Consider the following 22,366-nt stretch of genomic DNA (forward strand, 5'->3'; position numbering starts at 1 on the left):
TTCCTTCGCTCCGGGATTCATCCGGGGGGCATCGCCTACGGTTTGCTTCGCTGCACCTCCTCTCGATGTGTTTGGCTTCGCCAAACGGTCGCTGCGCTCCCACCCCCGGATGAATCCCTCCACTCAGCCTTCCGATGTCGCCCGAAGATCAAAAAGCGGTACTCGAGCTAACGCTCATTGTGTTGAGTGGTGGAAAGCCAAAACCAAAACATTGATCGTTCCCACGCTCCGCGTTCCATTTCTGAAGGCAACAAAAAAGGCGTGATCCTCTCGAATCACGCCTCTTTCATTACCACGATCTATCAGCTGCCCAGCGCCTTCGATGCCAGCCAGAACAGGCCGGCCGACAGGGCCACGGTGGCCGGCAGGGTCAGGACCCAGGCCAGCAGGATGGTTTTCACAGTGCCGCTGTGCAGGCCGCTTTTGTTGGCGACCATGGTGCCGGCCACGCCCGAGGACAGGACGTGGGTGGTGGACACCGGCAGGCTGAAGATGTTGGCCAGGCCGATCATGCTCGCGGCAGTGATCTGCGCCGACATGCCCTGGGCATAGGTCATGCCTTGCTTGCCGATTTTCTCGCCGATGGTCAGGACCACGCGTTTCCAGCCGATCATGGTACCCAGACCCAAGGCCAGGGCGACTGCCAGAATCACCCAGAACGGGGCATATTCGGTGGTGGTGGTCAGGTCTTTGCGCAGCTTGTCGAGGTCGGCTTTTTCACGCGCTTCCAGCCCCGGGAGTTTGGCGACTTTCTTCGCTGTATCGTCCAGACACAGCAGGTAGCGACGCACTTCGATGCGGCTTTCCGCCGGCAGCGAGTGGTAGTCCGATACACCTTTGAGGGTGTGGAGCAGGGCGGAAATGGTCGGTTCGGTCTGCTGCGGGTTGCAGCGGAATTTTTCCGGCAGGTCGCCTTCCACGCTTTTGCCCAGGGCCAGGAACTCGCCGAGGGAAGAAGCGTTGCGCTGGTAGAACTGGCTCAGGTGCAGGGTCGCATCCCGGGTACGTTCGATCTGGTAGGTGGTGCTGTTCAGGTCGAGCACGAACTGCGCAGGGACGATACCGATCAGTACCAGCATGATCAGGCCGATGCCTTTCTGACCGTCGTTGGAGCCGTGCACGAAGCTCATGGCCATTGCGGACATTACCAGCACCAGACGATTCCAGAACGGCGGGTGTTTTTTGTCGTCGATCTTGCGGCGCTGTTCCGGCGTCTTGTGCATTTTCGACAGCGGGCGCCACCATTTCAGGCCGATCAGCACCAGGGCGGCGACCAGGAAGCCAGCCATCGGCGAGAACACCAGCGAAGCACCGATATCGATCGCTTTCTGCCAGTTCACGCCATCACCCAGCGGAATATCGTTGATCAGGGCGTTGGCCAGGCCGACACCGAGGATCGAGCCGATCAGGGTGTGGGAACTGGAAGCCGGGATACCGAAGTACCAGGTACCCAGGTTCCAGGCGATGGCGGCGGCGAGCAGCGAGAACACCATGGCCAGGCCGTGGCCGGTATTCACGTTGATCAACAGTTCTACCGGCAGCAGATGGACAATGGCATACGCCACGCCGACGCCGCCCAGCAATACGCCGAGGAAGTTGAACACGCCCGAGAAGAACACCGCCAGATGAGGCGGCATCGCTTTGGTGTAGATAACAGTGGCTACCGCGTTAGCGGTGTCATGAAATCCATTGATGAACTCGAAGGCGAGGACAAATGTCAGGGCGAGCAGGAGGCTCACAAGCACCCAGGCATCCAGTCCGCTGAATAAATCGATCATGAAGGTTTTCTGACCCGGTCATAAGGGGGCGCGATTATGCCAGAAAAGACTGGAAATCGATCCCCTACCTGCTCATCGGTCACCTTCTTCGCTCAATTAATTTGTATCAAGGTGCATTGCCCGAGCATTTTGCAGGGTTTTGCAACCTGTTGATTCAATTGGGAAAAACGTAAAGAGGTGGCGAACCGACGGGTGTCCGGGAGGGGGCGGAATCTTGTATGAAAAAACTGAAAGACGTGTCTGACATGCTCCAGACCCGCGCAATACGGGGAAGCTGGCCGCTGCCCGCGGGTAGCGGGCGCGCAAGGCCTCGTCAGTCCACCGTGCTTGTAACCCGGTGAGTACGCTGACCTTCGAAAGATACAAAGGACGACTTCAAGGCTCTTCGGCTTTGAGTTCCTTTTCCATCTTCTGCAGTTCCTGCTGGAAGACCTGATCCTGAACAGTGGCGCGTTTGCGCCAGGGTTTGCGTTCCGGTTCGGGCTGGGCGGCGTAGGTGGTGACTTCCCCGCCGTAAACTTCCTTGTAACGTTGTTCCTGGCGCTCAAGTTCCGCGCGCAGTTCGTCTTTCGTCACAGTGCTACCTGTATGAGTTGAGATAAATGTCTGGTGAAACGCACTGCAACGAATCGATTGACCGGTTCGCCGACAAGTCACTGCTCTAACGGGCAGCGGTGCAATCGGCAAAGTGGCCAGGACTTCCATGTTGCAGGCGGCTACGACACCAGATTAAAACTGACGCAGCATCAGTTTCCGGTTTTCAGCGAGCGCGCTGGCGGTGCACGAGTGATGAACGTCAGGCGCTGGCCGGGCTGAATGCAACGGACATTGCTTCAGCGAATGGTGTCGGCGGCAGATAAAAGCGCGACGCCATTAAGGGGCATTATAGCGGCCGATTCGGGATTGACTATCTTTGCCAAGTTAAAAACGGTTCCGGATGTGTGATTGTTTTGTGACTCGCAATTGTCAGCAGTAGTTGCGACCTTGTTCACCAGTGATGTGTTTCTGGCGCCAATAGCCGAACAACTAAGGGTCCGGACCCGGAAGTAAGGAGTTGTTAAAAATCGTCGGCCTGTGGCCTGTGGGTCAATTGCGATTATCGGTCGGTGGTTCGATAATCGCCCGAAGTTGGCAGGCTGGTGCTTGTGCATCGGTTCCCGAGCCGCTTGTATAGCCGTCGATCCGTACAGGAAAAAAGGTCCCCGACATGAACGATCAAATGCGCAATTCCTTTACGTCAGTGGCGCCGCCGATCGTTGCCTCTCCGGCCAAGCGCATCCAGGCCATGACCGGCGATCCTGACTTCATGACCTCCCTGGCCCGCGGCCTGGCGGTGGTGCAGGCGTTTCAGGAGCGCAAACGTCACCTGACCATCGCCCAGATCAGTCACCGTACGGAAATCCCCCGCGCCGCCGTGCGCCGTTGCCTGCACACGCTGATCAAACTCGGCTACGCCACCACTGACGGCCGTACTTACTCTCTGTTGCCCAAAGTGCTGACCCTCGGTCACGCCTATCTGTCGTCGACGCCGCTGGCCGTCTCCGCCCAACCGTACCTCGACCGCATGAGCGAGCAACTGCATGAAGCCTGCAACATGGCCACGCTGGAAGGGGACGACATCCTTTATATCGCACGTTCGGCCACGACCCAGCGCCTGATCTCGGTGGATCTGTCAGTGGGCGGGCGGCTGCCGGCGTATTGCACGTCCATGGGCCGGATCCTGCTGGCGGCGCTGGACGACACCTCGCTGCGCGAATACCTCGACCACGCCGAACTGGTGGCCAAGACCAGTCGTACGTTGCACACCCCCGAGTCCTTGCTCGCCTGTCTGCAAGAGGTACGGCAGCAAGGCTGGTGCATCGTCGATCAGGAACTGGAGCAGGGCCTGCGTTCGATCGCGGTGCCGGTGTACGACGCTTCCGGCCAGGTGGTGGCCGCACTCAATGTCAGCACTCATGCCGGTCGCGTCAGTCGGAGCGAACTGGAACAACGTTTTCTGCCGGGCCTGTTGAGCGCCAGCCGCGACCTCAGCGCGCAGTTGTTCGCCTGATGAAGCTGTTCGATAAACGCACAGAGTTGCGTTTATCGAATTGACGCTAAAACCCTCGGATCATTAATGTCGCGGCAGCGTCATCCGGCACCGCAGTGAGTGAGCCCGCCGGATCGTCGACTTCCATAATAATGACAAGAGGCAACTTCCCATGTGCACGTTCCCCGACTGTCGCCGTTCCCGGTCCTGTTGCCGATTTCAGCGCAACGCCTGATTCCCTCCTTATAGACTTGTGTCCGTGCCGGTCATCGGCCGGTCGCCGTTCGACTGCGTTTTCTGCGTGGAATAAAAATAATGAACCAGCCTCAGTCCGCTGTAGGTCACTGCCTCGACGTGCAGTCCTTCATCAATGCCCAACCGATCTCGCGCTATCAGTGGCGCGTGGTGATTCTGTGTTTCCTGATTGTCTTCCTCGATGGCCTCGACACCGCGGCCATGGGTTTCATTGCGCCGGCCTTGTCCCAGGATTGGGGCATCGACCGCGCCAGCCTCGGCCCGGTGATGAGCGCCGCGCTGATCGGCATGGTCTTCGGCGCATTGGGCTCCGGGCCATTGGCTGACCGCTTCGGAAGAAAAGTCGTTCTGGTCGGCGCGGTTTTTCTGTTCGGTGCCTTCAGCCTGGCTTCGGCCTACGCCACCAGTGTCGAGCAATTGCTGGTGCTGCGTTTCCTCACCGGGCTGGGACTGGGCGCGGGCATGCCGAACGCCACCACGCTGTTGTCGGAATACACTCCGGAGCGCAAGAAGTCGCTTTTGGTGACCAGCATGTTCTGTGGGTTCAACCTTGGCATGGCCGGTGGCGGATTCATTTCGGCCAAGCTGATTCCGGCGTTCGGCTGGCACAGTCTGTTGCTGATCGGCGGAATCCTGCCGTTGATCCTCGCCGGGGTATTGCTGGCCTGGTTGCCGGAATCGGCGCGCTATCTGGTGGTACGCAATCGCGGCACGGACAAGGTGCGCAAGACACTCGCACCGATCGACCCGGCCATCGTCGCCCAGGCGGCGAGCTTCAGCGTGCCGGAACAGAAAACCGTAAAAGCCCGCAATGTGTTCGCGGTGATTTTCTCCGGCACCTACAGCGTCGGGACATTGCTGCTGTGGCTGACTTACTTCATGGGCCTGGTGATTGTTTATCTGTTGACCAGTTGGCTGCCGACCCTCATGCGTGACAGCGGCGCGAGCATGGAGCAGGCGGCCTTCATCGGCGCGCTGTTCCAGTTCGGCGGGGTGTTGAGCGCAGTGGGCGTAGGCTGGGCGATGGACCGGTTCAATCCGCACAAGGTCATCGGCATTTTCTATCTGCTGGCCGGGGTGTTTGCCTACGCGGTCGGGCAAAGCCTGGGCAACATCACGTTGCTGGCCACGCTGGTACTGGTGGCGGGCATGTGCGTCAACGGCGCGCAATCGGCAATGCCGTCGCTGGCGGCGCGGTTTTATCCGACCCAGGGCCGTGCGACAGGAGTGTCGTGGATGCTGGGGATCGGCCGCTTCGGTGCGATTCTCGGTGCATGGATGGGCGCGACCCTGCTGGGCCTGGGCTGGAACTTCGAACAAGTGCTGACGGCACTGGTGATCCCGGCGGGGCTGGCGACAGCAGCGGTGGTCATCAAGGGCCTGGTCAGTCACGCGGACGCAACCTGATATCAAGATGGATCGTCCCGCACCCGGGGCGATCATTAGGTTGATAACAATCTGTTCGATAAACGAACACTCAGTCGATTATCGGATTGTTTGGCGAAAATCAGCGGCTTAATCTTCAGTGACTCCGGCGCATGACCTCGCGCCTTTTTTATCACTGGCGATTCACTGGAAAAACGGGAGCCCGCTCCATGGCTGAGATTCTTTCGCTGCACGACGCGGTGAAGCGATTCGTCAACGACGGCGACACCGTCGCGCTCGAAGGCTTCACGCACCTGATCCCTACGGCGGCGGGTCATGAAATCATTCGTCAGGGCAAGAAAGATCTGACCCTGGTGCGGATGACCCCTGACCTGATCTATGACCAACTGATCGGTGCCGGTTGCGCCCGCAAACTGATCTTCTCCTGGGGCGGCAACCCGGGTGTGGGTTCGCTGCATCGCCTGCGAGACGCGGTCGAGAAACAATGGCCTCATGCGCTGGAAATCGAAGAGCACAGCCACGCCGACCTCGCCAACGCCTACGTCGCCGGTGCCTCCGGTCTGCCATTCGCGGTGCTGCGGGCCTACGCCGGTTCGGATCTGCCGAAGGTCAACCCGCTGATCAAATCCGTCACTTGCCCGTTCACCGGTGAAGTGCTGGCCGCCGTGCCTTCGGTGCGTCCGGACGTCACCGTGATCCACGCCCAGAAAGCCGACCGTCAGGGCAACGTGCTGCTGTGGGGCATCCTCGGTGTGCAGAAAGAAGCCGCACTGGCCGCCAGGCGTTGCATCGTCACCGTCGAAGAAATCGTCGACAACCTCGACGCGCCGATGAACGCCTGTGTGCTGCCGACCTGGGCCTTGAGCGCGGTCTGCCATGTACCCGGTGGCGCGCATCCGTCCTACGCCCACGGTTACACCGAGCGTGACAACCGTTTCTATCAGGCGTGGGATCCGATCGCCCGCGACCGTGAGACGTTTACCGCATGGATCAACGAATACATCCATGGCTGCGCTGACTTCAGCGAGTTTCAGGCCAGATTGGCCGCTGCTTCGGAGGCCAAATAATGACGTACACCACCAACGAAATGATGACCGTCGCCGCGGCCCGTCGCCTGAAGAACGGCTCGGTGTGCTTCGTCGGTATCGGCCTGCCGTCGAAAGCCGCCAACCTGGCACGCCTGACCTCGTCACCGGACGTGGTGCTGATCTACGAGTCGGGCCCGATCGGCGCCAAACCCAGTGTGTTGCCACTGTCGATCGGTGACGGCGAGCTGGCGGAAACCGCCGACACCGTCGTGCCGACCGCCGAGATTTTTCGCTACTGGCTGCAGGGCGGGCGCATCGATGTCGGTTTCCTGGGTGCAGCGCAGGTCGACCGTTTCGGCAACATCAACACCACGGTGGTCGGTGATTATCACCAGCCGAAGGTCCGGCTGCCGGGTGCCGGTGGCGCGCCGGAAATTGCCGGTTCCGCCAAAAGCGTGCTGATCATTCTCAAGCAGTCGGCGCGTTCGTTTGTCGACAAGCTCGATTTCATTACCTCGGTCGGCCATGGCGAGGGCGGCGATTCGCGCAAACGTCTGGGCCTGCCGGGTGCCGGTCCGGTCGGCATCATCACCGACCTGTGCATCATGGAACCGGAAGCGGGCACCAACGAGTTCGTGGTGACCGCCCTGCATCCGGGCGTGACCCGTGAGAAAGTGGTCGCCGCCACCGGTTGGGCGATCCGGTTCGCCGACAGCGTTGCGGTCACTGCCGAACCGACCGAGGTGGAGCTGACGGCTCTGCGCGATCTTGAGGCCCGCACTGCAGCGGCCCACGGCCAGGCTCCGGGAGAAGCATGATGCGTGACGTTTATATCTGCGATGCGATTCGTACCCCCATCGGTCGTTTCGGTGGCGGTCTGGCGGCGGTGCGCGCTGATGACCTGGCAGCGGTGCCGATCAAGGCCCTGATGGAACGCAATCCGTCGGTGGACTGGAACGCCCTCGACGAAGTGTTCCTCGGTTGTGCCAACCAGGCCGGCGAAGACAACCGCAACGTGGCGCGCATGGCGCTGCTGCTGGCCGGGCTGCCGGAGAGCGTGCCCGGTGTCACCCTCAATCGTCTTTGCGCATCGGGCATGGACGCCATCGGCACCGCGTTCCGCGCTATCGCCAGCGGCGAAATGGAGCTGGCGATTGCCGGTGGCGTCGAGTCGATGTCCCGCGCACCGTTCGTGATGGGCAAGGCTGACGCGGCGTTCTCGCGCAACATGAAACTGGAAGACACCACCATCGGCTGGCGTTTCATCAACCCGCTGATGAAGGCGCAGTACGGCGTCGACGCGATGCCGCAGACCGCCGATAACGTCGCCGACGACTATAAAGTGTCGCGCGAGGATCAGGACGCGTTCGCCCTGCGCAGTCAGCAACGCACGGCCGCCGCCCAGGCTGCCGGCTACTTTGCCGAAGAGATCGTCGAAGTGCGGATCGCCCACAAGAAAGGCGAAACCGTGGTCAGCCAGGATGAACATCCCCGCGCCGACACGACACTTGAAGCGCTGAGCAAACTGAAACCGGTCAACGGCCCGGACAAGACCGTCACCGCCGGCAACGCGTCGGGTGTGAATGACGGTGCCGCCGCGCTGATCCTGGCCAGCGCCGAAGCGGTGAAAAAACACGGCCTGACCGCCCGTGCCAAAGTGCTGGGCATGGCCAGCGCCGGGGTCGCTCCACGGGTGATGGGCATCGGCCCGGTGCCGGCGGTGCGCAAGCTTACCGAGCGCCTCGGTGTGGCGGTCAGCGATTTCGATGTGATCGAACTCAACGAAGCCTTCGCCAGCCAGGGGCTGGCGGTATTGCGTGAACTGGGGCTGGCGGATGACGCAGCCCAGGTCAACCCGAACGGTGGCGCGATTGCCCTTGGTCATCCGCTGGGCATGAGCGGCGCGCGTCTGGTGCTGACCGCGCTGCATCATCTGGAAAAGACCGGTGGCAAGAAAGGTCTGGCGACCATGTGCGTCGGTGTCGGCCAGGGTCTGGCCCTGGCCATCGAACGCGTCTGACGCAAGCCGTGACGAAAAAGAACAGAGGAAAGCGAAATGACTGACAAGCCTGGTTACCGCCGCCCGCAGGAAGGCACCCAGCCGCCGTACCTGCACCCGACCTATCAATCCACCAATCTGCGCTCGCCGTCCAAACCGTTGGTGTTTCTGCCGCATTCGCTGTCGGAAATCACCGGCCCGACCATCGGTGCCGAGCGTGTGGCCGAAACTGACAACGATCTGACCGCCCAGCATGCCGGCGAACCCTTGGGCGAGCGGATCATCATTCATGGCCGCGTGCTCGACGAAGACGGTCTGCCGGTGCCGGGAATTCTCGTGGAAATCTGGCAGGCCAACGCCGCCGGTCGCTACAACCACGCTCGCGATCTGCACGACGCGCCGCTGGACCCGAACTTCACCGGAACCGGCCGCACCGTGACCGATGCCGACGGCTGGTACCAGTTCCAGACCATCAAGCCCGGCGCCTATCCATGGGGCAATCACCACAACGCCTGGCGCCCGGCGCACGTGCATTTCTCGCTGTTCGGGCCGAGCATCCTGACGCGCCTGGTCACGCAGATGTATTTCCCGGGCGATCCGCTGCTGGCGTACGACCCGATCTACAACTGCGTGCCGGACACCTCGGCCAAGGAACGCCTGATCGCTGCCTTCGATCTGGAAAAAACCATTCCGTCCTACGCCCTCGCTTATCGCTGGGACATCGTGTTGCGCGGCCGCGAAGCCACGCCGATGGAGAAATGAGATGACCCTGATTGCGACCACGTCCCACACTGTCGGGCCGTATTACCACATCGGCCTGACCTGGCTGAACCGCGAAAACCTCGCCAGTGCGCTGACCCTCGGCGAGCGTGTGGCGATCACCGGACAAGTGCTGGACGGCAACGGCGATGTCGTCAACGATGCCATGCTCGAAGTCTGGCAGGCCAACGCTGCCGGTAAATATGCCCACCCGGAAGACCAGCAGGCCAAGCCGCTCGACCCGAATTTCGACGGTTTCGGCCGGGTGCCGGTAGATGCCGAAGGGCGGTTTCGTTTCACCACGATCAAACCCGGTACGGTCGAAGGCCTGAAAGGCACGACCCAGGCGCCGCATCTGGTGGTGCTGGTGTTCGCTCGCGGCCTGGTGAAACACCTGCTGACCCGGATCTACTTCGAAGGCGATCCGGCGAACGTCAATGATCCGCTGCTCGAATGCGTGCCGGCCGAGCGCCGCACCACGTTGCTGGCCAAGCCGGATGCAGAGGGCGTTTATCAGTGGAATGTGATCCTGCAGGGCACTGATGCGGAAACCGTGTTCTTCGATTATTGATCCGACACGAATCCTGTGGGAGCGGGCAAGCCCGCTCCCACAGGGATTTGCAGCGCATGAGTATCTGTGGAACGGGACTGTTGCGAAGTGTGTCTAGACTTTCACGTGTCCCCTTCGAGTAAATAACAATGACAACTACCACCACTCACTACACTGGCGAAGAGCGCAGCAAGCGCATCTTCGCGATTGTCGGCGCCTCCTCGGGCAACCTGGTCGAATGGTTCGACTTCTACGTCTACGCCTTCTGCGCGATCTACTTCGCCCCGGCGTTCTTCCCCTCGGACAATCCCACGGTGCAGCTGGTCAACACCGCCGGCGTGTTCGCGGCCGGTTTTCTGATGCGCCCGATCGGCGGCTGGATTTTCGGTCGGGTGGCGGACAAACACGGGCGCAAGAACTCGATGCTGATTTCGATTCTGATGATGTGCTTCGGCTCGTTGCTCATCGCCTGTCTGCCGACCTACAACAGCATCGGCGTCTGGGCGCCGTTGCTGTTGCTGTTCGCGCGTCTGCTGCAAGGCTTGTCGGTGGGCGGCGAGTACGGCGCCACGGCAACGTACATGAGCGAAGTGGCACTCAAGGGGCAGCGCGGGTTCTTCGCTTCGTTCCAGTACGTGACCCTGATTGGCGGGCAACTGCTGGCGGTGCTGGTGGTGGTGATCCTGCAGCAGTTCCTCTCCGAAGACGAACTGCGGGCCTACGGCTGGCGGATTCCGTTTGTGGTCGGCGCGGTGGCGGCGCTGATTTCGCTGTTCCTGCGTCGCACGCTGAAAGAAACCACCAACAAGGAAACCCGTGAGCACAAGGACGCCGGCAGCATCGGTGCGTTGTTCCGCGATCACAAGGCTGCATTCATCACCGTGCTGGGTTATACCGCCGGCGGCTCGCTGATTTTCTACACCTTCACCACCTACATGCAGAAGTACCTGGTGAACACCGCCGGCATGCACGCCAAGACCGCCAGCTTCATCATGACCGGCGCGCTCTTCTTATATATGTGCATGCAACCGCTGTTCGGCATGCTCGCCGACAGGATCGGGCGGCGTAACTCGATGCTCTGGTTTGGCGCCCTCGGCACGCTGTTCACCGTGCCGATCCTGCTGAGCCTGAAAAGCGTCAGCAGTCCGGTCCTGGCCTTCGTGCTGATTACCGTGGCGCTGGCGATCGTCAGTTTCTACACCTCGATCAGCGGCCTGGTAAAAGCCGAAATGTTCCCGCCGGAAGTGCGCGCCCTTGGCGTCGGCCTGGCGTATGCGGTGGCCAACGCGATCTTCGGCGGCTCTGCGGAATACGTGGCCCTGAGCCTGAAAGCCGGGGGCATGGAAAACGCCTTCTACTGGTATGTCACGGTGATGATGGCGGTGGCGTTCCTGTTCAGCCTGCGTCTGCCGAAGCAGGCGGCGTACTTGCATCACGATCTCTAAACCGAAGTGCGCGGGCCGCGATGGCCCGCGCCGGCAAGGACTGTTTATGACTCAGCGACCGGGCAATCAATTGTTCGATGCCTACTTCACTGCCCGCGAAATGCGCGACGTGTTCTGCGATCAGGGCCGGGTGCAGGCGATACTCGATTTTGAAGCCGCTCTGGCCCGGGCCGAAGCGCGGGTCGGGGTGATTCCGGCGAGTGCGGTAGCCTCCATCGAAAACGCCTGCCGCGCCGGGCTGTTCGATTTCGCCGCGTTGGGCGAAGCCATCGCCACAGCGGGCAATTCGGCGATTCCGCTGGTCAAGGCGTTGGGCAAGCGAATTGCCGCGACAGATGTCGAGGCCGAGCGCTACGTGCATCTGGGCGCCACCAGCCAGGACGTGATGGATTCCGGGCTGGTGCTGCAATTGCGTCAGGCGCTGGAATTGATTGAAGGGGAATTGGCGCAACTGGCCGACGCCCTCGCCACTCAGGCACAGCGCCACGCCGCGACGCCCATGGCCGGGCGGACTTGGCTGCAACACGCGACGCCGGTGACACTTGGCATGAAGATCGCCGGCTGGCTCGGTGCCGTGACCCGCAGCCGTCAGCGTCTGCGCGAACTCAAGCCGCGCCTGCTGGTACTGCAATTCGGCGGTGCATCCGGCACCCTGGCGGCGCTGGGCGAACAGGCGTTGCCGATTGCCCGTGCCCTGGCCGAAGAACTGAATCTGACCCTGCCCGAACAACCCTGGCACACCCAGCGTGATCGCATCGTCGAGTTCGGCGCGGTCCTCGGGTTGATCGCCGGCAGCCTCGGCAAACTGGGCCGCGACATCAGCCTGTTGATGCAGACCGAAGCGGCGGAAGTGTTCGAACCGTCGGCACCGGGCAAGGGCGGTTCCTCGACCATGCCGCACAAGCGCAACCCGGTGGGCGCGGCGGTACTGATCGGCGCGGCGACCCGTGTGCCGGGTCTGGTCTCGACCCTGTTCAGTGCCATGCCCCAGGAACACGAACGCAGCCTCGGCCTGTGGCATGCCGAATGGGAAACCCTGCCGGAAATCTGCGGCCTGGTGTCGGGCGCGCTGCAACAGGCACGGCTGTTGGCCGAAGGGCTTGAGGTCGATGCCGCACGCATGACCCGCAACCTCGAATTGACTCAAGGTCTGGTGCTGGCCGAAGCGGTGAGCATCGTCCTCGCGCAACGGGTCGGCCGCGACACTGCGCATCATCTGCTCGAACAGTGCTGCAAACGGGCAGTGGCCGAACAACGCCATTTGCGTGCGGTTCTCGGCGACGAGCCGCAAGTGACCGCGCAACTGAGCGCAGCCGAACTGGATCATCTGCTCGATCCTGCCCATTACCTCGGTCAGGCGCAGGGCTGGGTCGAGCGGGCTGTGGCCGAGCACAACGCATTGTCTGACTGAAAGGAGAGGGCTGTGGCTTTCGTTCAACTCGCCGATGGCGAACTGCATTACACCTTGGAAGGTCCGGCCGGTGCGCCAGTGCTGGTGCTGTCGAACTCGCTGGGCACCGACCTGCACATGTGGGACGCCCAGATGCCGGCGTTCACCGAGCACTTTTGTGTGCTGCGTTTCGACACTCGCGGTCACGGCCGGTCGCTGGTGACGCCGGGCCCCTACAGCATTGAGCAACTGGGCCGCGACGTGCTGGCGCTGCTGGATGCGCTGCACATCGAACGTGCGCATTTCTGTGGTCTGTCGATGGGCGGGCTGATCGGTCAATGGCTGGGGATCAACGCCGGCCAGCGTCTGAACAAACTGATTGTCTGCAATACCGCCGCGAAAATCGGCGATCCCTCGGTCTGGAATCCGCGTATCGAAACCGTGCTGCGCGACGGTCCGGCGGCGATGGTCGCGTTGCGCGATGCGTCGATTGCCCGTTGGTTTACGCCCGATTTTTCGGCAGCCAATCCGGCAGCGGCCAAGCAGATCACCGACATGCTCGCGGCCACTGATCCCGAAGGTTACGCCGCCAACTGCGCGGCGGTGCGTGATGCGGATTTGCGCGATCAACTGGCGTCGATCACGGCTCCGTTGCTGGTGATTGCCGGTACGCAAGATGCGGTGACGCCACCGTCCGGCGGGCACTTCATTCAGGAGCATGTGCGCGGCGCCGAGTATGCGGAGTTTTACGCGGCGCACCTTTCCAACGTTCAGGCCGGCGACGCGTTCAGCGACCGCGTGCTGAGCTTCCTGCTGGCTGATTGAGGGGACTTTTGTGGACGAGAAACAACGTTACGACGACGGCATGCAAGTGCGCCGGGCGGTACTCGGCGATGCCCATGTCGACCGCAGCCTGACCACCCTGACCGAATTCAATTCGGAGTTTCAGGAGATGATCACCCGGCATGCCTGGGGCGACATCTGGACCCGCCCGGGCCTGCCGCGCCACACCCGCAGCCTGATCACCATCGCCATGCTGATCGGCATGAACCGCGAGGGCGAACTCAAGTTGCACCTGCGCGCAGTGGCCAACAACGGCGTGAGCCGTGGCGAGATCAAGGAAGTGATCATGCAGAGCGCGATCTACTGCGGGATTCCGGCGGCGAATGCGACGTTTCATCTGGCCGAATCGGTGTGGGATGAGCTGGGTACCGAATCACGCGAGTGATCGCCGAACTCGAGGGATCGCAGCCTGTGGAAGGCTGCGATCCTTTGAGCTTCACACCTTGGCGACAATGAATATCCGCTTGAACGGAAACAAGGTATGCCCATTGTCCTCCTGCGGATAATGCGCATGCACCCGCCTCAGATAGTGATAGATGAAGCGCGCCTGTTCCTCTGGCGTCAGCCCCTGCATCACCGGCCGCAGTGCCGATACTTTCACCCAGTCATAAACCGGCGACTTGCCGTCGACCACCTGCAACTGCTCGGTTTCCCAGATCTCCAGCGACCGGGTCAGTGGCGCGAGCAAGCGATAGTAATCCTCCAGCGATAACAACGGCCGGGCCGCCATGCGCTGGCGCAATTGCGCGCTGCCCAGCGGTTTGCCACCGGCGCCGGCATCCTCGAGGGTATCGAGCATCAGGCGATACCAAAGCGCATCGCGCCAGTCGGGCATGTGCGCGGCCAGGCATCCGCCGGGGTTGAGGTGGCGAAGCAATCCCGGCAACAGCGTTTGATGGTCATCGATGAAATGCAGCACGGCAGCGGCGAACAACAGGTCCGCTGGCTTGCGGGGTTTCCAGTGTTGCAGCTCGGCGTGTTGCCAGCGCGCCTTGATCGGCAGACAGCGGGCGACCTGAAGCATGTCTTGCGAACTGTCGATGCCCTTGATATCTGCCCGGGGCCAGCGATCTGCCAGAACCTGCGTGGCAATTCCGGTGCCGCAACCAAGGTCGTAGATGCGTTGAGGATTATCCAGGTCGACACGACCGAGCAATTCATCGACCGGCTGTTGCCTGAGACGGGAAAACTGCTGGTAGGCCCTGGCGTCCCACACAGTGCAGGGCAATCCCCGCGTTTCGGGTTTTACGTGCATGAGGTGATCCTCTCTGGCGAATTACAGTTGTCTTCCGATGACGTTGAGCGTTTTCAGGACAACGGCCAAACCTTTGCGCGTATCGCGATCGTTCAACAGTTTGAGCAGGGTATACAGGCTTGGCGGTTTGGCTTGCGCCACGGTTTCGGCCCTGGCCAGACGCAGGGTATTGGTCGCTGCCCAGCTGGAGGCCGCCGCCTGTTCGAAAAGCAGGGCCAGTTTTTCCACCATGGCCTCATCCAGCAGATCGACCAGATCCGACAGCAGGGAAAGCAGGTCGACAATGTTGTCCAGCCGTCCGCCCTCAATTAATGGTTGCAACCTGGCCATAAGGGCGGTGTAGCCGGGTGTGGCCGACAGTTCTTCTGACGTGTTCATCAGCAATCACTCCTCCCTGTGCAGGGTCAAAGCATTCCACGGGCCACCGCCCAGTACAGACCGCGATTGAAGCCGTTGCGCAGCAGGCCGCCGAGTTTGGTCGGTGGCGTCGGCAGTACGTCACGGCTGTAGTCGTACCAAAGCGGCATTCCGGCTTGCAGGCCCATTTGCGCGACGGCCTGAACGCGACCGTCATAGGCACTGACGGGGTGCCCCAGACGGATTTCGGCGGCGATATTGTTGGCGATCACTGGCGCCTGGTTATGACAGGCGCCTCCAGCCTTGCTCACGGGCAGGTCAACGGCATCGCCGATCACGTAGACCCTGTCCAGGCCATAGACCTGCAGCGTTTCGTGATTGGTCGGTAACCAGCCTTCGTTATTCGGTGCCCGAGAGATTCCGGATTCCAGCACGGCATCAACGGCACGGATCGGAGGGGTCGCCATCAGGATGTCGAATGGTTGTTCCTGGCCTTCCTCGGAGTAAGCGATTTTCGCGTCCGGATCGACCCTGCTCAGGGTGAAGCTGCGCTGATACTTGATGCCCAGCTTGTCGAAAATACCGGGGAGAATCTCTCCGGTCGGTCGTTGCAGGAATAGACAGTTGCGCAACAACTGGGCGGTGCCGGGGTAGGTGTAGATGATTTCCACTTTGTCGCGCACACCCCGTCGACGTAGCAGATCATCCACCATCAATGTCGTCTCTACCGGCGCAATTCCGCATTGATGCGGCACGTTGGGTGTATGTGGGAACGACACGGTGATGAAAATCCGGCCGTTTTCAATCGTGCTCAGACGCTGTGCCAGTTGGCGCGCCGGATCGTATTGATAGAAATGATCGCCGGCTTCCTTCAAGCCTTCGATGCGTTCCGGTGCGGGCACGCATCCGGTGGCGATGACCAGAAAGTCGTAGTCAAGGCATTTGCCGCTACGGGTCTTGAGGCGTTGGTTTTTGAAGTCGAACCATGTGACCTTTTCAACCTGAAAGTCGATTTCAGGTCGCAACAACGAGCGTTCCGGGCGTTTGAGTTCTTCCTTGAAGAACGAGTTGAACGCTACGTACATGAACGCAGGTTTGTAGTAATGATCGGGGGAATCCGACAACAGCTTGATCGAGACTTCGCTGCGCAGGATTTCGGGATACAGCTTGCCGGCCAGTTGATTGGCCAGCATGGTTCCACCTACGCCGCCACCGACGATAACTATTCGCTTGCTCATACCTGACCTCCGTGGCCAAGGTGTGCTTCGCGTACAGCATCCGGGGATAACGGAAGAGAAAAGGGCTCCTGCTTCGGGCTGGAGAGTTCAGACGCACTGGTTAACTGTATCTTCGCCTTGGCAACCTGCCAGATCGAAATGACCAGCGGTCACAACGGCGCCCGCAAGGAGCGCCGTTGTCAGCTTCACAGCAGGTTGACCGGATAGCTGACGATTACCCGGTTCTCGTCAAACTCGTTATTGCTGTAGTCCCGACGCAGGGTCGAGTTGCGCCACCGTACGTTCAGGTCCTTGAGCACGCCGCTTTGCACGGTATAGCCCAGCTCCGATTCGCGGCCCCATTCCTTGCCGTCGGTGATGCTGCCGGTGTGCACGTTGTCGCCGCTGATGTAGCGGTTCATCAGCGTCAGGCCGGGGAGGCCGAGGACGACGAAGTTGTAATCGTGGCGAATCTGCCAGGAGCGTTCCCGAGCGTTGTCATAGCTTGAGTTGTAGCTGTCGTTGGCCAGGGTTCCGCCGCTGGTACCGTTGACCCGCATCCAGTTGCTGTCGCCAGTGAGTTTTTGCAGGCCGACGTAAAAAGTGTTGCCGCCGTATCGCGCGGAGAACATTCCCGACCAGGTCTTGTTGTCGAGCTTGCCGGCCTGGGCGCTGCCGTCATCCCTGCCGTAGAAGAAGCCGAGGTTGGCGCCCAGGGTCCAGCCGCCGAGTGGCTGGCTGTGGATCAGATTGACGTACTGCTGGCTGTAGATGTCCTTGAGCTCGGCGTTCCACAGGCCGATCTGCGTGCGTTTGTCATTGAATGCGAATTCACCGCCCTGGAAGTTGAAGCGGTCTGACGTGAACGCCGGTTTACCGAACATCGACAGGTCACTCATGCTGCTGTCGTCGCGCGGGCTGTTGGCGCGGAACTGGCCGCCGTACAGGGTCAGGCCATCGATTTCCTTCGAAGTGATTTGCCCGCCGCGAAAGGTCTGTGGCAGCGAGCGGCCGTCGTCCGAGCGCAGGATCGGCAGCACCGGCATCCATTCGCCGACCTTGATTTCGGTCTGCGACAGCCTGGCCTTGAACGCCACGTTGGTGCGGCCGAAGTTATCCGCCGGGCGACCGTCATGATCCAGCGGCAACAGTTGCGTGCCGCCGGTGCCTTTGCCGCCATCGAGTTTCACCGAGTACAAACCCAAAACGTCCATGCCGAAACCGACGATGCCCTGGGTGAAACCGGATTTGGCGTCGAGGATGAAACTCTGCGTCCATTCCTGCGCCATGCCCTGGGCCTTGGTCGGGTTGGTGAAGTTGCGGTTGATGTAGAAATTGCGCAGGTTGAGGCTGGCCTTGGCGCCGTCGATGAAACCGGCCTCTTCGGCTACGGCGGGTAAAGCGGCGCTGGTCAGTGCCAGGACGATCAGGCCGCGAAGTGCGCAAGGGGTTTTGCAATGGGTCATGGGCTCGGGTCTCTCTTATTGTTCGGGGTGCAGCAGTGCGTGGCCGCAACCTGAGGTTGCAGACAAGAAACGGGATGTGAGGAAAAGAAGGGCGGATCAGCCCGAGCGGTGAGGACGTGTCGTCATGGGGGGAGCCTTTTTATTGGTTTTGTTGTTGGCAATGGTGAGGGGGATCGGCGAGGGGATTCAATCGGGGTGAGCGGGGTAGTGTGCGATTATCGAACGCTAATCGACGATGATTTTATTTCTCGCCAGGTACACATTCTTAATGAAAACCCGTACTTGTGCTTCGTGTTAATGGGCTGTTTCGGTGGCGTTCCAATAATGGCAACTGTGGATGTAATTATTTCTTTGGTTGTAGGAGATAAACTACAGAAGTTATTGCAATAAAGGCCGGGCAATTAATCGCGGGTTCAACTTGATAATTGGCGTTATCGCTTATCGTGAAAAGATTTAACCGGATACTGTGTAGTAACTGGCAAAGGAAAGGGGCATTGCTATATTCAAGATTCTCGAAGGGGGCAGGGAGGCTGATTGTCACTTTCGAGAGATTAATTATTGATAACAAGGAGAGATAACATGCCTGCAAAAGTTAATCAGGAACGTCTCGCGACGGTAGTCGGTCGTGCCCTTATTGATAAGGACTTTGCGGAACAGTTGCACAAGGATGCTGAAGGCGCGGCCAAGGGCATTGGTGTGCATTTGAGCGCATCCGAACTGGGCGCCGTCAAGAGTATTGATGTGACAAAGCTGGGCACTGCCGGGGCGGGTATTCGCGACAAACTGGGAGCCGCTGCGATCTTTGACCAGCAACAGCAGGTTCAGGCACGGATGGATTGATGCCCGGGGGCCGTTTGGCGTGTCACGGAGCAGCGATCCGCTTCTGTCACACGCCAAATGGCCCGCCTGTACACACTCGAACAGGGAGGGAGCGCTGTATGTCTGTCACCTTGGTTCCCATGGACGACACGGAATTTGCGGCATTCACCGAAAGGGCGGTCGAGGAGTACGCTCAAGGCATGGTCGCTTCGGGAGAGTGGAGTCAGGCAGAGGCACCACATCGTTCCGCCACGGCTTTCGCACAGTTGCTGGACCAGGGACGGCTCACCGAAGGCCATCAGCTCTGGGTGCTCCGGGACAATCAGCGGCGCTTCGGCGAATTGTGGATTGCCCGGCGGCACGTCGGCAGCAAACCGATTGCCTTCATTCTGGACATCTATATCGAACCTGGTGAACGCCGTCAGGGTCATGCCCGTCGAGCCATGCTGGCTGCCGAAAACTGGGCTCGCCGCAACGGATGCCAGGAAATGCGTCTGCATGTGTTTGGCCGCAACCTGCCGGCCCGTGGTCTTTATGAAAAACTGGGCTATGAAATCGCCAGTCTGACCATGGCGAAACCATTACCGCCTGACTGAAAGGATGGTTGAAAAATGGATATTGGAAACCACGGCGAACTTGATTCGACGGTTGATGACTTGTTTAAAGCGAATACGTTTCTTGCAGATGCACGGTATTCCAGGTTTGAGTTATTACTTGAGCATGTCAGTCGCAATCGTTTCACTGTATTCATGGTTTTATATGCCGAGCTGTTCAAGCTGCTTGGCGAAGATTCGCGATTGTCGGCATTCTTCGAGCGAGCAGTGGAACTTGTATTGTTGCCGCCTCGTGAGCAGTCTTCGATTATCAATGATCCGGTTTTTCAGATATGGGCGGGACAGGCTTTTCGGTTGACCAATCATTATCTGGTCGGCAAGTCAGAGAATACGGTGGAACTTGAAAAGGCATTGCTGGAATTCTCCGACATGCTCGACAGGGTCAAGGAGCGCAACACCTCGGTTGCCGTTCAGAGCGATCCGCCGGTCTACCGGTTCGATGCCGATCCTCTGATCATGCAGGCCACTCCACCCAGCTACGAGTTCCCGGAAGACGAAGCGACACGCAAACGCCTGGAGCGTGGCGGATTTTCCAGCCGCTTCTTTGCCGACGTGGTGAAAATTGCCCTGTTGCGGATCGAACACACCTGGCCGGCCTGCCGTGAACAGATGAAGACTCTGATCAAATCCATCTGTTTCCTGCCGGACGGTGCTTTCCGCAGTTGTTCGGCTTCGCGCTACACCGGCGTCATTCTCCTGGCAGGCCGGGACGAATCGATCCTTGATCTTGAAGAATCCCTGGTGCATGAGGCGACTCACCAGTTGCTCTATCACATCGTCGAAGTGTCCGCCGTGGTCGACCCTGATGCCTCGCAGGAGCCGTCATTCAGTTTGCCGTGGTCGGGGCAGAAGCGTGATCTGTATGGCTACTTTCATGCGTTTTACGTGTACATCGCGCTGGTCAAGTACATGGAACGGGTGCGATCGCGTTCCGCCGAGGAGTTGCAGCGGGCACAGAACCGTTTGCTGTTCATTCTGCGAGGACTGATCCGCGCCTTGCCGGACCTTCAAGCCAGTGAGGACTTCACACCCCACGGGCGCCAGTTGCTGGACAACCTGGCCGCCGAAGTCCGGGCCATGGAGAGCAAATATGCCGGGCGGCTGGCCGCCTCACCGACATTGACCACGACGCCGCCGGTATTGGGCGCAACGGCCTGAGCCGGGAGGCAAACATGACGATGTTCGATGCTTCGCGATATCCCGAGGCCGGGGTAGGGCTGGAGTACCACTTGCCCCGTTACCGGGTTGCCGATCATGCCGCCGATCCGGCCCTCGAACGAATCCTCGCCGAAGGTCTGCCGTATTTCGATTACCTGGAGTTTCAGCCGACCCACAGTATTCTCGAACCGCGTTTGCTCGAGGTCGGGGAGCAGACGCCCAGCCTGCTGCATTCCTCCAGCCTGTCGCTGGGCAGTGTGGGTATCGCGATGGATCGCGAGTTTCTGCAGATGACCCGACGGCTGTGCGACAGAACCCGCTCCCCCTGGCTGGCGGAGCACATTTCCTGGTCGCGGTTTCATGGCGGCGACACCCAGCACTTCATTTTGCCGACCCTGGCTGCGGAAGTGGCCGATACGGTGGTCGCCAACGCCCTTGAGCTGCAAGCACTGACCGCGACGCCGCTGGTGCTGGAGAATGCTCCGCGCCTGTTTTCACTGGCGGATGCGGCGCAACAGTCGGAAGGCGAGTTCATTTCCAGCGTGGTGCAGCGCAGCGGTGCGGGGTTTCTGCTGGATCTGGACAGCGCCATCGCTACCGCAAAGGCTCAGGGATATGACCTCAACGATTATCTGCGTTCGTTGCCGCTGGACCGCCTGATTGAAGTCCACACCGGTCATCCGCGCCGGGACTGGGATCTGCTGACGCAGTTGTTTGCGCTGTCTCCCGTGCGGGCGGTGACGCTGGAGTGGGATATCGCCGACAGGGACAACGACGCGCAACTGCAGTGCCTGATTCGCGACATCAAGCGCCTCAAGCCCAGGGTGCTGTTCTGGCAGGGCCGCGACTCACCCTCCGAACCGGAGGCTCCGGCCCTCGAACCCCGTGCGTTGCTCAGACTCAGGGGCAGCGTATGGATCAGTGTCGGATCGTCATCCTTCGTCCTGCGAGACCGGCAGTCGGGGCTGAGCCTGGAGTTTTGCCTGACCCTGCTGCCGTTGTTGAACCACTTCATGGTTCCGAACACGCTGGAGAGTGCCTTGATGCTGCCGGAAATTCTGCAGGGGCCCGGGCAGGGCAACAATCTGGCGTTCCTGCACACGCTGGTCAACCAGGGAATCGTGCAATCCGTCACGCCCCGGCGCGATCGGGTTCACAGACAACCGATGCAGCTCTGGTCTCGCTGGGAAGCGGCGCTGGAGTTCTACCTCAGTACCCGCACCGGCCTGCAGACGCCTTATGTCAGTGTCGTCGAACTCGAGGCCGAACTTGAGAAGAAAGCTTCGCAGCAGCGTCAGCCTTCCTCCTTCAAGGACTATCACTCGCATCCCTTCATTGCGCTGGAAAACCCGTTGCTGGTGCCCGGTGAGACCATCGCCGAAGCAACGCTGCTCGATACACTCTGTGCCCGGCGTACGTCCCGGGCGTTCAGCGACAAGCCGTTGACCCCGACGCAGCTGTCTCTGCTGCTCTATTACACCTGGGGCGTGACGGCCATGGAACCGAACGGCATGGGCGACTTTTTCCTGAAGAGGACCTCGCCTTCCGGTGGCTCGCTGCAAGTCACCGAGGTGTATGCGGTGCTGATGAATGTTCAGGGTTTCGAGCGGGGGCTCTATCACTACTCGGTGCGCCGGCATGGCCTGGAATTGCTGTCGCGGGAGGACCCTCGGAGCTGGATAGGCGAGGCCTGTGGCGGGCAACCCTGGGTGAAAGATGCGGCAGCGGTATTTGTGTCTACCGCGCGGGTCGAGCGGCTGGCCTGGAAATACGAATTCAGCCGCGCGCTGCGGGTGGCGCTGATGGATGCCGGGCATTTGAGCCAGACGTTTTCCCTGGTGGCCACGGGGCTGAATCTCGGATGCTTCACCACGGCGGCATTGCGCGATGAAATGTTCGAAAACCGTCTGGGACTCGACTATCTGGAAGAACCGGTGTTTCTGCTCAACGGTGTCGGCGGCTGAAGGCGTTGCGCAGACAACAAAAAGCCCACCGAAGGGTGGGCTCTTTGTTTATCG

At 60.5% G+C, this 22,366-nt stretch carries 21 protein-coding genes; 15 read left to right on the forward strand and 6 right to left on the reverse strand.

Translation table 11 applies throughout. The annotated features are described in order from the left end of the window. Nucleotides 1-302: 302 nt before the first annotated feature. Both ACK6BI_RS26110 and ACK6BI_RS26115 read right to left on the reverse strand, forming a co-directional pair. The gene (locus ACK6BI_RS26110) at nt 303-1,778 is read right to left on the reverse strand and encodes an inorganic phosphate transporter (protein ID WP_065257561.1); all 1,476 of its coding nucleotides are present in this window, start codon (nt 1,776-1,778) and stop codon (nt 303-305) included. Between the two features lie 375 nt (nt 1,779-2,153). Continuing rightward, nucleotides 2,154-2,354 (reverse strand): hypothetical protein, encoded by a 201-nt coding sequence (locus ACK6BI_RS26115; protein WP_007986337.1) that lies wholly within the window; start codon nt 2,352-2,354, stop codon nt 2,154-2,156. A gap of 631 nt (nt 2,355-2,985) precedes the next feature. On the opposite strand from ACK6BI_RS26115, the gene pcaR reads away from it, so the two are divergent. The 11 genes from pcaR (at nt 2,986) to pcaC (ending at nt 13,847) form a co-directional block, all read left to right on the forward strand. Further along, the gene (gene pcaR / locus ACK6BI_RS26120; protein WP_065257562.1) at nt 2,986-3,828 is read left to right on the forward strand and encodes a pca regulon transcriptional regulator PcaR; all 843 of its coding nucleotides are present in this window, start codon (nt 2,986-2,988) and stop codon (nt 3,826-3,828) included. Between the two features lie 294 nt (nt 3,829-4,122). Beyond that, nucleotides 4,123-5,469 carry an MFS transporter gene (locus tag ACK6BI_RS26125; protein ID WP_409319370.1) on the forward strand — a complete coding sequence of 449 codons (1,347 nt, stop codon included), beginning with the start codon at nt 4,123-4,125 and terminating at the stop codon, nt 5,467-5,469. Between the two features lie 188 nt (nt 5,470-5,657). After that, entirely contained in the window at nt 5,658-6,515 is an 858-nt protein-coding gene (locus ACK6BI_RS26130) for a CoA transferase subunit A (protein WP_260522497.1), read from the forward strand. Beyond that, nucleotides 6,512-7,294 (forward strand): CoA-transferase subunit beta, encoded by a 783-nt coding sequence (locus ACK6BI_RS26135; protein ID WP_409319405.1) that lies wholly within the window; start codon nt 6,512-6,514, stop codon nt 7,292-7,294. The genes ACK6BI_RS26130 and ACK6BI_RS26135 overlap by 4 nt, the downstream gene beginning before the upstream one ends. Beyond that, on the forward strand, nt 7,291-8,496 hold the full coding sequence (pcaF, locus tag ACK6BI_RS26140) for a 3-oxoadipyl-CoA thiolase (RefSeq protein WP_409319371.1): 1,206 nt from the start codon (nt 7,291-7,293) through the stop codon (nt 8,494-8,496). Before ACK6BI_RS26135 ends, pcaF begins: the two co-directional genes overlap by 4 nt. A gap of 36 nt (nt 8,497-8,532) precedes the next feature. Continuing rightward, complete coding sequence (gene pcaH / locus ACK6BI_RS26145; protein WP_065257567.1) at nt 8,533-9,237, forward strand: protocatechuate 3,4-dioxygenase subunit beta; 705 nt, start codon at nt 8,533-8,535, stop codon at nt 9,235-9,237. 1 nt (nt 9,238) lies between these two features. After that, nucleotides 9,239-9,805, forward strand: coding sequence for a protocatechuate 3,4-dioxygenase subunit alpha (gene pcaG, locus ACK6BI_RS26150; protein WP_409319373.1), 567 nt, complete (start codon nt 9,239-9,241; stop codon nt 9,803-9,805). Nucleotides 9,806-9,933: 128 nt separating this feature from the next. Further along, nucleotides 9,934-11,229 (forward strand): MFS family transporter, encoded by a 1,296-nt coding sequence (locus ACK6BI_RS26155; protein ID WP_409319374.1) that lies wholly within the window; start codon nt 9,934-9,936, stop codon nt 11,227-11,229. A 46-nt stretch (nt 11,230-11,275) separates the two neighbouring features. Further along, nucleotides 11,276-12,640, forward strand: a complete 1,365-nt coding sequence (locus ACK6BI_RS26160) for a 3-carboxy-cis,cis-muconate cycloisomerase (RefSeq protein WP_409319375.1) — start codon at nt 11,276-11,278, stop codon at nt 12,638-12,640. A gap of 12 nt (nt 12,641-12,652) precedes the next feature. After that, on the forward strand, nt 12,653-13,444 hold the full coding sequence (pcaD, locus tag ACK6BI_RS26165; RefSeq protein WP_409319376.1) for a 3-oxoadipate enol-lactonase: 792 nt from the start codon (nt 12,653-12,655) through the stop codon (nt 13,442-13,444). A 10-nt stretch (nt 13,445-13,454) separates the two neighbouring features. Further along, a complete protein-coding gene (gene pcaC, locus ACK6BI_RS26170; RefSeq protein ID WP_409319378.1) occupies nt 13,455-13,847 on the forward strand; it encodes a 4-carboxymuconolactone decarboxylase in 393 nt (130 codons plus the stop codon). A gap of 51 nt (nt 13,848-13,898) precedes the next feature. Here the strand turns inward: pcaC and ACK6BI_RS26175 are convergent, their stop codons facing one another. From ACK6BI_RS26175 to ACK6BI_RS26190, 4 genes are all read right to left on the reverse strand, one after another. Beyond that, nucleotides 13,899-14,717 carry a methyltransferase domain-containing protein gene (locus tag ACK6BI_RS26175; protein WP_409319379.1) on the reverse strand — a complete coding sequence of 273 codons (819 nt, stop codon included), beginning with the start codon at nt 14,715-14,717 and terminating at the stop codon, nt 13,899-13,901. A 21-nt stretch (nt 14,718-14,738) separates the two neighbouring features. Beyond that, nucleotides 14,739-15,095 carry a DUF1641 domain-containing protein gene (locus ACK6BI_RS26180; RefSeq protein WP_409319380.1) on the reverse strand — a complete coding sequence of 119 codons (357 nt, stop codon included), beginning with the start codon at nt 15,093-15,095 and terminating at the stop codon, nt 14,739-14,741. 26 nt (nt 15,096-15,121) lie between these two features. After that, on the reverse strand, nt 15,122-16,312 hold the full coding sequence (locus ACK6BI_RS26185) for an NAD(P)/FAD-dependent oxidoreductase (RefSeq protein WP_409319382.1): 1,191 nt from the start codon (nt 16,310-16,312) through the stop codon (nt 15,122-15,124). Nucleotides 16,313-16,497: 185 nt separating this feature from the next. Continuing rightward, nucleotides 16,498-17,757 carry an OprD family porin gene (locus tag ACK6BI_RS26190; RefSeq protein WP_409319383.1) on the reverse strand — a complete coding sequence of 420 codons (1,260 nt, stop codon included), beginning with the start codon at nt 17,755-17,757 and terminating at the stop codon, nt 16,498-16,500. A gap of 579 nt (nt 17,758-18,336) precedes the next feature. Here ACK6BI_RS26190 and ACK6BI_RS26195 point away from each other — a divergent pair. From ACK6BI_RS26195 to ACK6BI_RS26210, 4 genes are all read left to right on the forward strand, one after another. Next, the gene (locus ACK6BI_RS26195) at nt 18,337-18,597 is read left to right on the forward strand and encodes an Os1348 family RiPP precursor (RefSeq protein ID WP_409319384.1); all 261 of its coding nucleotides are present in this window, start codon (nt 18,337-18,339) and stop codon (nt 18,595-18,597) included. Between the two features lie 98 nt (nt 18,598-18,695). Next, a complete protein-coding gene (locus ACK6BI_RS26200; protein ID WP_409319386.1) occupies nt 18,696-19,172 on the forward strand; it encodes a GNAT family N-acetyltransferase in 477 nt (158 codons plus the stop codon). A gap of 312 nt (nt 19,173-19,484) precedes the next feature. Next, complete coding sequence (locus ACK6BI_RS26205) at nt 19,485-20,348, forward strand: aKG-HExxH-type peptide beta-hydroxylase (RefSeq protein ID WP_409319387.1); 864 nt, start codon at nt 19,485-19,487, stop codon at nt 20,346-20,348. A 14-nt stretch (nt 20,349-20,362) separates the two neighbouring features. Continuing rightward, nucleotides 20,363-22,312, forward strand: a complete 1,950-nt coding sequence (locus ACK6BI_RS26210) for a DUF692 family multinuclear iron-containing protein (RefSeq protein WP_409319388.1) — start codon at nt 20,363-20,365, stop codon at nt 22,310-22,312. Nucleotides 22,313-22,366: the final 54 nt, after the last annotated feature.

The organism is Pseudomonas sp. KCJK9016, from assembly GCF_046231795.1.
In the GTDB taxonomy this organism is placed as follows: Bacteria; Pseudomonadota; Gammaproteobacteria; order Pseudomonadales; family Pseudomonadaceae; genus Aquipseudomonas; species Aquipseudomonas bananamidigenes.

Bases quoted from the DNA above. Each gene is read 5' to 3' on its own strand.
- ACK6BI_RS26110 (WP_065257561.1), bottom strand. From the start codon at position 1,778: ATGATCGATTTATTCAGCGGACTGGATGCCTGGGTGCTTGTGAGCCTC.
- ACK6BI_RS26200 (WP_409319386.1), top strand. From the start codon at position 18,696: ATGTCTGTCACCTTGGTTCCCATGGACGACACGGAATTTGCGGCATTC.
- ACK6BI_RS26190 (WP_409319383.1), bottom strand. From the start codon at position 17,757: ATGACCCATTGCAAAACCCCTTGCGCACTTCGCGGCCTGATCGTCCTG.
- ACK6BI_RS26130 (WP_260522497.1), top strand. From the start codon at position 5,658: ATGGCTGAGATTCTTTCGCTGCACGACGCGGTGAAGCGATTCGTCAAC.
- pcaH (WP_065257567.1), top strand. From the start codon at position 8,533: ATGACTGACAAGCCTGGTTACCGCCGCCCGCAGGAAGGCACCCAGCCG.
- ACK6BI_RS26160 (WP_409319375.1), top strand. From the start codon at position 11,276: ATGACTCAGCGACCGGGCAATCAATTGTTCGATGCCTACTTCACTGCC.
- pcaF (WP_409319371.1), top strand. From the start codon at position 7,291: ATGATGCGTGACGTTTATATCTGCGATGCGATTCGTACCCCCATCGGT.
- ACK6BI_RS26180 (WP_409319380.1), bottom strand. From the start codon at position 15,095: ATGAACACGTCAGAAGAACTGTCGGCCACACCCGGCTACACCGCCCTT.
- ACK6BI_RS26175 (WP_409319379.1), bottom strand. From the start codon at position 14,717: ATGCACGTAAAACCCGAAACGCGGGGATTGCCCTGCACTGTGTGGGAC.
- ACK6BI_RS26195 (WP_409319384.1), top strand. From the start codon at position 18,337: ATGCCTGCAAAAGTTAATCAGGAACGTCTCGCGACGGTAGTCGGTCGT.
- pcaR (WP_065257562.1), top strand. From the start codon at position 2,986: ATGAACGATCAAATGCGCAATTCCTTTACGTCAGTGGCGCCGCCGATC.
- pcaG (WP_409319373.1), top strand. From the start codon at position 9,239: ATGACCCTGATTGCGACCACGTCCCACACTGTCGGGCCGTATTACCAC.
- ACK6BI_RS26155 (WP_409319374.1), top strand. From the start codon at position 9,934: ATGACAACTACCACCACTCACTACACTGGCGAAGAGCGCAGCAAGCGC.
- ACK6BI_RS26125 (WP_409319370.1), top strand. From the start codon at position 4,123: ATGAACCAGCCTCAGTCCGCTGTAGGTCACTGCCTCGACGTGCAGTCC.
- ACK6BI_RS26210 (WP_409319388.1), top strand. From the start codon at position 20,363: ATGACGATGTTCGATGCTTCGCGATATCCCGAGGCCGGGGTAGGGCTG.
- ACK6BI_RS26185 (WP_409319382.1), bottom strand. From the start codon at position 16,312: ATGAGCAAGCGAATAGTTATCGTCGGTGGCGGCGTAGGTGGAACCATG.